Here is a 12,562-nt window from a genome sequence, read left to right as displayed (position 1 = left end):
GCAAACGAGTAAAATAAGGGGAAAATGCTCGGGAAATGGTGAAAAAATGAAAAGTTATAATGAAATACCGCTTCTAATACCGCCTAGAATTCTCTGTATGTTCTTTTTCATCGCTGCGTTCACTGTTTCTTTTGATATTTTTCTTAACGTTAATATCGCGGGATTCAACTTTCGATTTGCGCAACTTGCACTACTCATACCGATTGGTATGAGTATGATACATCCGCTTGTATCTCGTCAGATTATACGGCCGCTTGGATTCGGATATTTAATGCTTTGGGTGTTTTTTATCCTTTTATTCATTCCTAACACAACATACATCAGCCGAAGTATCGGTTATGCCGGTTGGTTGTGTTTCAGTGTTTTAATGATTTTTGCAGCGACGCAAATTTTTACAACTGAACAGCGAGTTCTTAAACTGATAAGAGTTTATCTGTATACTTTTTTCTTTGTTAGTCTTTTCGGACTCTTACAATTCATAATGCCAATAATGGGCATAGGAGCTCCGTTTGTTACTCAATGGTGGATACCGGGAATCCCAAGAATAAACGGCTTTTCTTACGAACCATCATATTACTCCACATATATGATCACTGGCTTTATCCTAATAGCCTATCTAAGAGAGCATGGTTCTACAATAATCAAACGGTCCCAGTTGAATGTAATGTATTACACCGTTGCCTTAACATTAGTACTTTGTTCTTCACGAATGGGTTGGATATTGATGATTATCTGGCTATCCAGGCACCACATAAGGGTTTTGTTTAATCTTATTAGAGGTAAGATTAGCGCAAAACAGTTTAATAGTATGGCGATCCTGAGCGGAACGATTGTGGTTGTTTTAGGTATCTCAATGTTAAGTTTCGGGACTTCAAAAATGACTGCTGGTCTTGAGCGTATGTCTTTCTTGGTTAATGGACTTGGAATATTGGGTACTTCCGATCACTCATCAGGAGCAAGGATATCCGGTCTACAAGACACATTTCAGGTTTTTATGGACAATCCATTGGTCGGTCATAGTCTTGGAGGTGTAGCTCCAGCTATTGGACAACAGTATAATTATACCGTCACCAATAATGAAGATGCGAAAATGTTTGAGGGTATTGCAGTTTTTGTGGAGGTGTTAGCTGCAAGTGGTATTATTGGTTTCATTCCTTTCGTAATCTATATGACAAAAATCATAGTATCTCCTTTGAAGTTAGTAAAACGGATCGAAGATGCGGAAGTGAAAGTAATACTAAAAGCACTTTCCTACTCTCTGGTGTTCGAGTTAATCATTCTTCAATTTAACCAAAACATCCTTCGACCTTACTTTTGGTTCCACATCGCTGTACTATCATCAGTATATTTTGTATACTTGAGAAAATATAAACTAAAAAGCGCCTAGTGCGCTTTTTTTGATTTAATGTAGAGGAAACTTTTAATTTCACAGTAGGACTATACTGCGACACAGCGAGCACCCCCTCTGCGGTGCTCTTTTTCATTCGAAAGGAGTGTATAAAGTGAAGAAAATTATACCATTAATTATCATAATGTGGCTGTTCTCCTCGCTTCCGGTCACAGCTGAAGAACCGACAGCCGAACAATCACGCATAACCGGCATAGAAAAAGCGATGAAATCAACCGTCAAACTAAGCGTAATAGCTAATCAAAACGCATTAAACATGAACCTCGAAGCCGCAATGGGCTCGGGGTTTTTTATTGCTCCAAATAAAATTATCACCGCGAGTCATGTTGTGTTAGTGCCCGGCGTTACGAGAATCGACGTTACCACTTATGACGGTCGTAAATGCACTGGTAAGCTGGGATACCGCGATGAAGTAATCGACCTTGCAATCATAGAAACGGACTGCACAGGCGAATCGCTTAAACTAGCTAGAAAAGTATCTATGGGCTCGGACGTATACATGCTAGGAAATCCCAAGTCCATTGATTGGATCGTCACAGGCGGCATTGTGAGCAGTATCGTGAAGGAATCCTATCACTACACCATCATAGCGGACATTAGCGGCGAGCACGGTAACAGCGGCGGTCCGATGATCGATAGCAAAGGAAATGTAATCGGGATAGCTCAAGCTCTGAATAACCAAGATAGATACCTCATATTCGGCATTCATGCCTACGATATCAGCCGATTCCTGACGAGGATCGGAGTGCCGATATGAACTGGATCATGTACCACTATCACCGAATCATGAAACGCCTACACAAACGCACAAGCTGGGACAAATGGCAGACCTTGTCCTTCGAGCATCACCACAAAAAGATGAATATGTACAAGGGGAGGTTAAAGCATGGCAATACCAATGTCAGCGGCGCAAACTCAAACGGAGCTCCAGCGGAAGAAGAGTCTCGGAATACCTCCGACTAGCTCGGCTAATCAAGCGCAATATAACGCGCTCAAGCCTATGGCTACACCTAAACCAGCCATGGGGGGCGCGATTCCTCCCACTACACCAAAACCCATCAAACCATTCGCGGCTACACCGAAAGCGGCACAGTCCAGTCATAAAGGGGCAATCCCTCAAATGGTGGGTAACACAGCCGCGGTAACTCCCGTTACTCCTGTAGCCGCTCAGACGCAGCCAAAGGGTGCTATCCCCAACATGGCACCAACATACAATGAAGCTGCGGCAACGAATTACGGCGGCAAAGGCAGCGCGCTGAACGAAATATTGTACAGCAAGAAGAGTTATGACGCAGGCAACAAAGCATGGGCAGCAAGCAATGCTCAACAACATTACGGTGCGCTATCGGCAGACGAAGCAACAGCGGTTAAGGGAATGAACACGCAGCAGTTAATTGATTACATCGGCAGCAAAAATCAACCAAAAACTGATGCCGGAAAAACCGATAACGGAGGATACTACCCGACAAATGACGCGGTGGCGGGAGTGCGTACTTCGAACGAGTTATTGGACCAATCGGGAGATTTGAATGCTATCGAGCGCGCCGCCTTACAAAATGCCGCAAATGAACGCCAAGCATCGCTACGGAACAATGCGGGATATGTGAATCAACAACTAAAAGATCAGCGTACCCTTGAAGACTTCTGGTTCGATGAGACACACGACCCTTTCAATGGACGAACCTCTTATGACAAGGCTATGGTGGGCAGGGAACGCACAATAGCAGACGCATATCGAGGGGCTAACCTTGAGAATCAATTGAATGCAGTACAACAAGAATTATACAACTTCGATAAATTAGCGCCGGAACGTCAGCGTCAGGTTTATAACCAAATGCTTCAGATGGAACGTGACTTCGGATTAAATGTAGGTCAGCTCACCGGTAGCTTCGGCGGTCAACGCACGCTTGCAGGACAGGCGCAGGATTGGGGACAGACGGTTGATACGGCTAACCTAACAGGAATGTTCAACGGTCAGCAGACAGCTCAGCAGACGCAGCAGGAATGGCAGAACCGCTTTAACTATGGCAATGCAATCGGCCAGTTTGGGAATGGTCAGCAGACGATGGAGAACAAGCAATTCAAAGCGAGTGAAGCACAACGCCAATGGGAAAATGCTTTCACTCAAGGACAATTTGACTTCCAAAAGGCGCAAACAGCTTATGAAAATGCCTTTAAAGACCGTAGTTTCCAACAAGATATGCAGGAAGCTGCTGCATCTCGCGGTCTACAGTGGGCCAGCCTCGGTCAGCGCCAGAAAGAATTTGTAGCAGATCAAGCGTTCAGAGAGAAACAGTTTGAGTATGAGCAGGGGCAGGATGCGATTGCAAACGATCTCGCAGCGCAAAAAGCTAATAGCCCTGGCGAATATAGCTATAAGTCCGACCCTGATTTCATGACCGATGCTGCTGCGATGGTTAAGAGTCCCGGTGAAGCACGGGTTGCTTTGCGCGATAATGCTCAAGCATATATCGATAAATACGGGATTGAAGGTTATAACTATTTAATTACCACTATTAATAAATAGGAGTGGTGAAATGCCTGGATTATTCAACCCAAGCGGTGGAACCTCAAAAAAAGAAGAAGAGAAAAAATCTAGCGGCGGCTTGTTCAAATCAAGCGCACCAAGTACATCGAACACAAGTTCAGGAGAGGGCGGTTTATTCAAACCGTCCTCTTCTTCTACTTCCGATGCATTGCGTGTAAATCCGATATTTAACGAAAATCCGTTTGATACGGCAGCTACGGAAAGATCAATCGCCAATGCAAAATTACGAATTCAGAACTCTGGATGGTCGGCTAATGAGGATAAAAGGAATCGAGTAGAGAAAGCCCTAAACCTTCCTCAAGATCAAAACTGGTTCTTTGATACACTAGACGTTCTAAACCGCCCTCAGCAAGCTTTGTTTGGTGGAATGGATGCAATCCTTAAGTCGGCAAACGGAACGCCTACAGATCGCGACAAAGCGTTTATGGATGGATTGACGGGTAAGCAGAAGGTTAGGGGTTCTGATCTCATGCAAGGTTTGGGGATTAAGAATAAAGCATTAAAGTCCACTTTAGGATTTGTTGCTGACGTAGCTACCGATCCGCTAAACGCTGTTCCTACGAAATTGGTTGGCGCCGCAACTAATCTTGTTGGTAAGGCTGGTAAAGGAACGCTGAAAGGCGCAGAAGCAGTTGTTCCACCTCTAAAAACATTGCGCGAGAACAAGATTCAGCCAGCGTTACAGTCAGGTAAGGACGCATTAGGCAGAATATTCGTTCCTAAATATAAATGGGATGAAACGTTAACAGGAACTAAAGACCCATTTTTGAAAGACCGTTACATTCAAACGGAAAATGATATTCGATATATGACGGATGAAGCTCTACGTGGGGTGACAGACGCTGCAAGGAAATCGGGCGGTTTGGATACGGGTACAGACGTAGGACGAATTATGGAGCAAGATGTGCCCCTATATGGTCCGCGTCCAAATAGACAGTTGTCTGCTGATCCGAAAGTACAGGCTGCAGCTGACTCGCTGGTAAAAAGTAATGATGAAATACGTAATTGGGCAAATTCCAACGATATACCGGTCGGTGAAATTGAAGGTTACATGCGGCATATCTTGAGCGTGGAAGAACAGGCTGCACGTAAGATTAAAAAGCCGAATGCGGTGGATCGTTCTTTCAGCAGCATGAATAACCCGGATAAAAAGGTGCTTGAAAGCCGGAAATTGCAGGGTAGCGCGGAAGACATTAATGATATGATCGGGCGCAAATTCTTCGAGCCGAACGCTTATTTCGCTACTGCTCTTGGACAAAAGAAGCTAATAGAGTATGGCAATGCCGTTAAATTCCGCAGGGAAGTCCTGAGCAACCCGAATTTTGCGGAAAAATTCATACCCGGTCAAACTCCTGCGCCTGTTCAAGGTCAAGTCGTGATTAACACCAATAATTATAAATTCCTCTCCAACCCTAATAACGTTGGATTAGCGGATGATATTGGCGGCGATTACCTTGTCACATCAGGCGTTAAACAGGCTTTAGATCGCTATCAGAAGATATCCAATGACGAAGGAATACACGCATTCCTCAAAGCCTATGATGCTGCGACAAGCGGGTGGAAGAAGCTGACTCTGTTATCACCTGAATATCATGTAAGAAATGACTTGGGCGCTAAGTTTAATAATTACATTGGCGGTATGGACCCTGCAGCAATAACTAAATATACGACTTCTGCTACTGTGGATGTAACGAATGCTTTGGCTCGGGGTAAAGAAACACCGCTATTTAATGAATTCAGGCGGCAGGGACTAGGCTCTAATTCTCAACTAGCAATTGAATTTGCACGTCATGGAAATGATGCAGAGAAGGCTTTGAGAGGTGTCGTCAAAGATCAAAGTCGCAGCAAATTGCAAAAAGGACTAGGCGTTATTAATCCGTTGAGGGCATTCAAAACATCTCAGGAACTTGGTAGTGTTATCGATCAAATTAACCGTTTCGCTCTATATAAGTGGTCGAGGGAAGTCAAAGGAATGGATGCAGGTCAAGCGGCAGCAAAGGTTAAAGAGGTACAATTCGATTATTCCGACCTAACTCCAACGGAGAGGGAATTATTTGTTAGAGCTATTCCGTTCTACAGGTGGAGCCGTAATAACATTCCATTCCAACTTAAAAAACTCGCTACTGATCCAACAAGGTTTGAAAACGTAAATAAACTAAAAACAGAAACACAAAATTATTTCGGAATGGACCCCAATAACGAGTCTGAATTTACTAAGAACAGCTTAGCGATTCCCGTATCAGGAGACGGCAAAGGTACGGGGTATATGTTAGGTCTTAACTTGCCTGCCGGTGATCTCACAAAATTAAGCGATCCATTTAAACTATTAGCAGATTCGTTCACTCCAATAGCCAAAACCCCTGCTGAGTTGGCATGGAACTACGACACATTTAGAGGGAAAGAAATACAGCAATTCGAAGGAGAACAAAAGAAACTTCAAATTCCAGATAAATTTTTTGGAGTTAATGTTCCGGGAGCCGGTACGCCATTAGGGGGAATCCCCGTAAAACAAGCTCATGCTATAAAGCAACTAGGAGGAAACCCAGCGAGACAACTTTTTAATAAGCTTGGCGTGAAAACAGAAAGGGAAAAAGAGGAAGCCGCTACAAAGCCTGTATTGGGGATTTCGAATATATTCAAAAAGTATGATATTAACGAAACCAACTTCTATGAGAAAAAGAGAGAACTTCGAGAACTCATGGATCTGATTGATTACATTGAGCAAGAAACAGGTGATAAGCCGAAGTCGGTTAGGGACATAAAGAAAGGGCTGTAGATGAACTACCGCCCTCCATATTGTTGGCTCTGATCTATGTTAGGGTCAATACCGTTAATGTAATAGTCGTAGGATTCATCATCAGTCATCGAAGGTGGACCGACATACTCAGCAAGTTTTCCAGCGCCCCACATGAATACGAAAAATAAAGCTATTGTTGCAACCATCCAGAATAATTGTTGAAAAAAATCCTTTAATTTCTCTCCCATCTCACTCACCTCCTTGCGAGTGGTATATCTAACATAATACGACTTCGTACTTGCTCAGTATACCGCAATATGGTAAATTATTCTCAAATCCGAAAGCATCGGTCAAGAGAGTCGTGGGAAAGCATCCCTCGGCTCTTTTTGTGTTCAGGAGGAACCATGAGCGATCCACCTATCCAATTTCATGAGGACGAGTATTTTTACTCACCATTGAGCGACGAGGTCCTACGCCTTATCGCTCTTTTTGTTGATCGCGATACTTACGACAAACTGTTATATAGGGGCGCAACCTATGTACGATGCTATTTTAGAAATCCTTCACGGCGTATGGAAAAACGGATTCAGCTTAACCGCATTAGGTACGGCCGTGTTCGTCTTATTGAAGCAACGCAAAGTGAAGAAACGGTTACGCCGCTATATCCCTTGGCTTCTGGAGGATGATTCGGAGGTCAAGGCTTACATTCATAATCAACATTTAATCATGGAAAGGTTGGGAATACCATGCGACACCAAACCTACTGCCGGGTCACTAAATCCATCTATTCAGAAGAGTTACGCAAGCTTATCGATATCATCCAAGGAAAAGACGAAAAGGAGAATGAAAATGAGAGAGTATCTGAAGAAACTAGGCCGCACTAAATTCCAAGCTCTATTAGCATCGTTAATCGTAAACGGCGTTAGCGCCTATTTGTTCCTGTCCGGAACGCTGGACATAGACGGCCAACTCAATACCTGGATGCCGATTATTAACCTCACAGTAGGTACAATTTCGACGTGGGTTTATATCCTTGTCGAGGGCGGTATCGATAAAGCCAGAGTGGAAAAGGAGCAATCGAATGACATTACTTTCACTGATTCCGGCTCTGCTGAGTAATGGCATCCCTCCAATACAGAACATCATTGACCAGTTGCCGAACCATCCGACGAAAGTTTATCAGAAACGTGATCTATCCCAAGTCACAAGGCTGATAGTACATCATACAGCTAGTGAAGCACCGCTGATTAATCAGGCAAAGTACCATGTTAATGGACGTAATTGGCCGCGAATCGGCTACCATTTTGTCATTCACAACGGCGCCATTTATCAAACCAATTACCTCGACACAGAAAGCTATCACACAAGCGGAAATAACCGCACTGGGATAGGGGTGGCGATCCTTGGAGACTTAACCAAGCGGAGTATAACCAAACATGAAAGAGAGCTTATAACAGCGCTTCTAGCGTCCCTACGTACGGTTATTCCAGACGCTGAAATTAAGGGTCATAATGAATGCGGAGTAAAGACCAGATGCCCAGCGACGAGCGTGGACGCGATAAGAGAGGACGTTATGACATTGGAAATGGAGATCGAGCAAGCCCAATCAAAACCGAAGCAAGAAGAGTTAGCTTATCGAATGGCGAACTCTACGCTTTATTATTACAACCTAGCTAAAGGTAAAAAATCTGATGGGAGCCCTGCGACCGAGGGAGAAATCCTGTGGGGGTTGAATCAACTACTGAAATTAGAACCCGAATTTCGTCGACTCGGCTTCTTAAAGTAACGGGGAAATGGTATAATATACTTAGGGGATAGGGTAGCTCCCGAACGGAAGAATCCTACTTCCTTCCCCCACTTTTATAGGATGCTACTAAGGAGGTAGTGCGATGAAATTTATTGATTTAACGGGGAAGACATTTAGTAAATGGACAGTGAAGGAAAGGTACCTTCACCCAACAATTAAGAAATCATTTTTCATTTGTTTATGCGAATGTGGTACAGAACGACCTGTTAAGGGTGACACATTATCAAGGGGATTATCAACAAATTGTGGATGCGTAAAGCGAAAAGAAATGTCTAACAGGTATACCACGCATGGACACACGCAAGGCGGAAAATTTTCTTCAGAGTATAATAGTTGGACGGCTATGATTACAAGGTGTAACAACCCGAAGGCTAACAACTATCATAATTATGGAGGTAGAGGAATTGCTGTTTGTAGTCAGTGGTTTGATTTCAATGTATTTATTAAGGATATGGGATTAAAACCAACAAAAAAACATACTATCGACCGTGTCGATGTAAATAAAGGATACTCTCCCGAAAATTGCAAATGGGCAACAAGAAAAGAACAGAGGATGAATCAACGACCTAGAAAGAAAGTTGAAGCTTGAGCCGGAGAGCAACGATTCGCCAAGGTGCAACGGAATTTAGGCGTCTGGGATTTTTGAAGTAGCCGTACAGATAAAAGCGGCCCTATAAAGGCCGCTCAACATCTTTATATTAATCCCTTGTCTTTGAATAATTTATGTAGTGCCAAATTCACTATTTCCGATTTAGCCCCTCGACCGCCTTTTTTACCCAAAGAAGCAAGTATATCAGCATATTTTGGTTCCAAATAAATACCGACCAACACCTTATCAAATGTTTCTGGCACTTTGGAATTAATTATCCCATCAATATAATCCGTCATCGTAGTCATCCCACCCATCATTAGATTCTTTTATGCTGTTAATATCGCCACACTCGATAACAAGACGTTTCTTTCCACCAGTATTTTTTACTGAATGGCCGTTATACCCTCCACACATTGAGCTACCACTACCACTTATACAACTGCCGCCACTGCACGAGAATAGAGGGATAACGCCTTCGCTTCCATGTTCCTTGCCAATTACATATACGGTGGTATTAATCATGCTTATACCTCCTTACTAGTATTAATGCTAATATTAACTATACCACAAAGTATTATCTTTGAATATGAATTCTTTTTATAGGGTAGCCCCCTCTCAATGTGAAAGGGGGCTCTTGTTATTTCACAGCATCGAGCATTAATACCTCCGCTTTCAACCCATCAAGTAACGCCCGTAATCGCTTCTGACGATGTTCTGAAGTGGTGACGAATAAAATAGTGGGGAACGCCCCGTAATTCTTCTGAAACAGCCCTGAGTCCTTCAGTGATCGATATGATTTAATCTTATCCTCGTTTTTCGTCATCGATTGGCAGCGATCTACCTCCAAAAAAAAATGTTGATTATTTTTAATGAAATACGCATCCGGAATTATCGTTTCGTTGTGCCATTGAAAAGGTTGCTCCGCATGCCAGGCAACCGGCCGGTAATAGAGGTATACATCGTTTCGCATGAGAAAGTGAGGAACGTTAGGCGTGCGCTTGCGAATCTTTTCAGACCCGATCAATTTACGGCCGGCAGCTGCGAGATAAAAAACTTTCTCGTCCATCACGAACGACGAAATAAGCTTCGATTCCTCCATATCCGAAAGTATCCTCAATGTATTGCGTTTTCCTCCAGTAAGCTTCAGTGATTCAATTTGGCTTGTTGCCAGATAATCCAGCCTATTTAAGTACCACAGGACGTTTTCCCATCTTTTTAGTTTTAACTGCTGTTTCGTTAATGGCTGGCTGCTGGATTCCTGGATCAGATTTTGATTCGTTATGGGCATGTGCAATCTCCTTTCTCGGCGCCGACTCAAGCAATATTTCCGCATCAACATCGTCCAGATAAAAACATTGTATGATTTCCTGCTTAACGCCATGCTGGTATATCGCACGTCCCGGTATATCGGGCAAATAAGCCGCATCCGGTGCATCAAGGATCGTTCGTGATTGGATTTCGTCACGTGTACGGAAGGCAATGGCGGTTGAAATGTTAGTCCGAATATCCCCCGGCACCGAATTAACCGTCGGACGCTGAGTGGAGAGAATGAGCCAGCAGCCAGCAGCGCGTCCTTTTGCGCTAATCGCACGCAGTTTGGCTTTAATCGCTTGCTTCAATCTCTTGTCGGGATCATGATCTGTTTCGATCAGATCAGACATTTCGTCGATACAAAGTACACATTTATCATTGTTCCATTTCCGCATATTGTTTTTACGCATCGTAGTAAGTCGTTCTAACATGATGGCTTCCACGGTTGATGCCACTTGCAAAAGTTCCTTTAAAGTCGTGGCAAACCCTCGCACACATTCGATATGCTCAAAAATCATAAACTCCACGCCTTCCTTCATATCCGCCAGGTACAATTGCAGATCGTCGTGCTTATTCATAATTAACGACGTTAACATAATGCGAATGATGCACGATTTACCGGACCCGGACAAACCGCCATCGACAAAGTGAGGATAGGGCGCGTCGAAGTCGAAATAATGTACATCATGCCGCTGATTGATCCCGAGCGGAACTTTCCAATCTTTCCTCTGAACATAATGGTACGTAACCATTTCAGGCAGCTTCTCATTGAAAATGTCGAGTATAAGGCCATTGTCGAATTTAATATCCACGTCCTTGCGCAGCGCTTCACTCAGAGCTTGCTTTGCCATGATTACATCACGCGATGATTTCCCGACAGGAAGGTTAATGAGGAAGCGATGGCCCCAAGGATAAACGATTTCCTTATTGATAGTGGGTAGCAGCCATACCTCCTTATCTCCTGCCACAATGGGGACGCCGATCCGCATTTGCTCAAAGATGGTCATAAGTTCCAAAGATAAAGAAGAAGAATTAAAAGATAAAGATTTAATAAAAGAAACACATGAACCAACAATCAAACCCACAGATATAGATTCAAGAATCACGTCTTTTCCTCCTTATAAACCACCAGTTTAGTTGCAGTTTGGCGGAATAGTAAGGGACAAGTTAAATGTTAGAGTAGATAAGGGTGTATGAGCTATCCGGTTACCGATCACCCAGCGCATATATAACGGAATACTGTTTTCAACCCCTTACGGAATACTCAAACAAAGAAAAGTAACGCTTCTTTCGCCCAGGAATAAGCGATGTATACCGCGCAACCGATGAGAAAAAAACGACCAAATATCTGTACCGACTTCGCATCCCGGGTATAGCCCTTAGACAACAACCGCCGCTCTACAACAACAGACAAAATAGTTATTCCTCCAATTACAGTAAAACCAATTACAGTTCCCACCTTATCCCTCCTTCGGTCCGTAGCTTCACGCGGCCATACGTTATCGTTCGTGATACTGTTCGACCGTTTCCTTTAACGGTGTTTGAAGAATACTGGCTTTGGCAATTTCTGCTCCTTTGCAGCTGGCACCTCCAACGGCTGCTCCCTAACCTCAACTTGTTTGTTTGTGCGGATCCCCAGCATGAGACGCAGTCCATTGCGGCACAAATCCGGCAAATCCTCCTGCGGAATATCCAGCTCGATCAGATCATCGTCCAGTTCCTTTCGTAAACGGAAACTAATATGCGTTTTCATCTCGTTCACCTCCTGTCGACTGTGGTGTATTTCAATCGTATGGAGGGCTGATTGTCCGATATACCAAAAATTTGAGCTGAAAAGTTTAAAAATATGAGGAATTGACCAAGCTGGTAGCAAGGAGGTGGATTATGTTCGGACTAGGGAAACGAAGGACAAAGTTAGGAAAATGGCTAGATGCGCGGGGAATAAAGCAAGAATGGTTAATCAAAAAAAGCGGAGTGTCCAAGGGAACGATGACTAATGTCTGTAGTGAAGATGGATATATGCCGAGTGGAACTACGATACAGAAAGTAATAAAAGCCCTGAGGGAAGTCGATCCTTCCGTCAAGGCTAATCAGTTTTGGGACATGTAACTATCCACAGTTTATTCACACAACAATACCTACCTAATATGCAATAAGTA

Annotated in this window: 14 protein-coding genes; 7 read left to right on the top strand and 7 right to left on the bottom strand. The window is 43.6% G+C overall.

The window, feature by feature from the left end; genetic code table 11:
* The first annotated feature begins 46 nt into the window (after positions 1 to 46).
* The 4 genes from L1N85_RS10675 to L1N85_RS10660 all read left to right on the top strand — a co-directional run bounded on the left by L1N85_RS10675 (position 47) and on the right by L1N85_RS10660 (position 6,732).
* Positions 47 to 1,387, top strand: a complete 1,341-nt coding sequence (locus tag L1N85_RS10675) for a hypothetical protein (RefSeq protein ID WP_235237552.1) — start codon at positions 47 to 49, stop codon at positions 1,385 to 1,387.
* Between the two features lie 115 nt (positions 1,388 to 1,502).
* The gene (locus tag L1N85_RS10670) at positions 1,503 to 2,165 is read left to right on the top strand and encodes a S1 family peptidase (protein WP_235237551.1); all 663 of its coding nucleotides are present in this window, start codon (positions 1,503 to 1,505) and stop codon (positions 2,163 to 2,165) included.
* Positions 2,166 to 2,294: 129 nt separating this feature from the next.
* Complete coding sequence (locus L1N85_RS10665; RefSeq protein WP_235237550.1) at positions 2,295 to 3,935, top strand: hypothetical protein; 1,641 nt, start codon at positions 2,295 to 2,297, stop codon at positions 3,933 to 3,935.
* Between the two features lie 10 nt (positions 3,936 to 3,945).
* Positions 3,946 to 6,732, top strand: coding sequence for a hypothetical protein (locus L1N85_RS10660; protein ID WP_235237549.1), 2,787 nt, complete (start codon positions 3,946 to 3,948; stop codon positions 6,730 to 6,732).
* Between the two features lie 5 nt (positions 6,733 to 6,737).
* On the opposite strand, the gene L1N85_RS10655 is transcribed toward L1N85_RS10660, so the two are convergent.
* The gene (locus L1N85_RS10655; RefSeq protein WP_235237548.1) at positions 6,738 to 6,941 is read right to left on the bottom strand and encodes a hypothetical protein; all 204 of its coding nucleotides are present in this window, start codon (positions 6,939 to 6,941) and stop codon (positions 6,738 to 6,740) included.
* Between the two features lie 289 nt (positions 6,942 to 7,230).
* On the opposite strand from L1N85_RS10655, the gene L1N85_RS10650 reads away from it, so the two are divergent.
* The 3 genes from L1N85_RS10650 to L1N85_RS10640 all read left to right on the top strand — a co-directional run bounded on the left by L1N85_RS10650 (position 7,231) and on the right by L1N85_RS10640 (position 9,089).
* The gene (locus L1N85_RS10650) at positions 7,231 to 7,812 is read left to right on the top strand and encodes a hypothetical protein (RefSeq protein WP_235237547.1); all 582 of its coding nucleotides are present in this window, start codon (positions 7,231 to 7,233) and stop codon (positions 7,810 to 7,812) included.
* Positions 7,775 to 8,479, top strand: a complete 705-nt coding sequence (locus L1N85_RS10645; RefSeq protein WP_235237546.1) for a peptidoglycan recognition protein family protein — start codon at positions 7,775 to 7,777, stop codon at positions 8,477 to 8,479. The genes L1N85_RS10650 and L1N85_RS10645 overlap by 38 nt, the downstream gene beginning before the upstream one ends.
* 103 nt (positions 8,480 to 8,582) lie before the next feature.
* Positions 8,583 to 9,089 (top strand): hypothetical protein, encoded by a 507-nt coding sequence (locus tag L1N85_RS10640; protein WP_235237545.1) that lies wholly within the window; start codon positions 8,583 to 8,585, stop codon positions 9,087 to 9,089.
* Positions 9,090 to 9,193: 104 nt separating this feature from the next.
* On the opposite strand, the gene L1N85_RS10635 is transcribed toward L1N85_RS10640, so the two are convergent.
* The 6 genes from L1N85_RS10635 to L1N85_RS10610 form a co-directional block, all read right to left on the bottom strand.
* Positions 9,194 to 9,388 (bottom strand): hypothetical protein, encoded by a 195-nt coding sequence (locus L1N85_RS10635; RefSeq protein WP_235237544.1) that lies wholly within the window; start codon positions 9,386 to 9,388, stop codon positions 9,194 to 9,196.
* On the bottom strand, positions 9,372 to 9,614 hold the full coding sequence (locus L1N85_RS10630) for a hypothetical protein (RefSeq protein WP_235237543.1): 243 nt from the start codon (positions 9,612 to 9,614) through the stop codon (positions 9,372 to 9,374). The genes L1N85_RS10635 and L1N85_RS10630 overlap by 17 nt, the downstream gene beginning before the upstream one ends.
* 115 nt (positions 9,615 to 9,729) lie before the next feature.
* Positions 9,730 to 10,380, bottom strand: a complete 651-nt coding sequence (locus L1N85_RS10625; RefSeq protein WP_235237542.1) for a replication-relaxation family protein — start codon at positions 10,378 to 10,380, stop codon at positions 9,730 to 9,732.
* The gene (locus L1N85_RS10620; protein ID WP_235237541.1) at positions 10,274 to 11,371 is read right to left on the bottom strand and encodes an FtsK/SpoIIIE domain-containing protein; all 1,098 of its coding nucleotides are present in this window, start codon (positions 11,369 to 11,371) and stop codon (positions 10,274 to 10,276) included. Before L1N85_RS10620 ends, L1N85_RS10625 begins: the two co-directional genes overlap by 107 nt.
* Before the next feature lie 296 nt (positions 11,372 to 11,667).
* On the bottom strand, positions 11,668 to 11,862 hold the full coding sequence (locus tag L1N85_RS10615) for a hypothetical protein (RefSeq protein WP_235237540.1): 195 nt from the start codon (positions 11,860 to 11,862) through the stop codon (positions 11,668 to 11,670).
* 72 nt (positions 11,863 to 11,934) lie between these two features.
* Positions 11,935 to 12,156: a hypothetical protein gene (locus L1N85_RS10610; protein ID WP_235237539.1), complete on the bottom strand. Its 222-nt coding sequence runs from the start codon at positions 12,154 to 12,156 to the stop codon at positions 11,935 to 11,937.
* Between the last annotated feature and the right edge of the window lie 406 nt (positions 12,157 to 12,562).

Origin of the sequence: Paenibacillus alkaliterrae, from assembly GCF_021532375.1 — a bacterium.
Lineage (GTDB): Bacteria > Bacillota > Bacilli > Paenibacillales > Paenibacillaceae > Pristimantibacillus > Pristimantibacillus alkaliterrae.
Note: the sequence above shows the minus strand (reverse complement) of the source record. Positions and strands in the feature narration are given on the sequence as shown.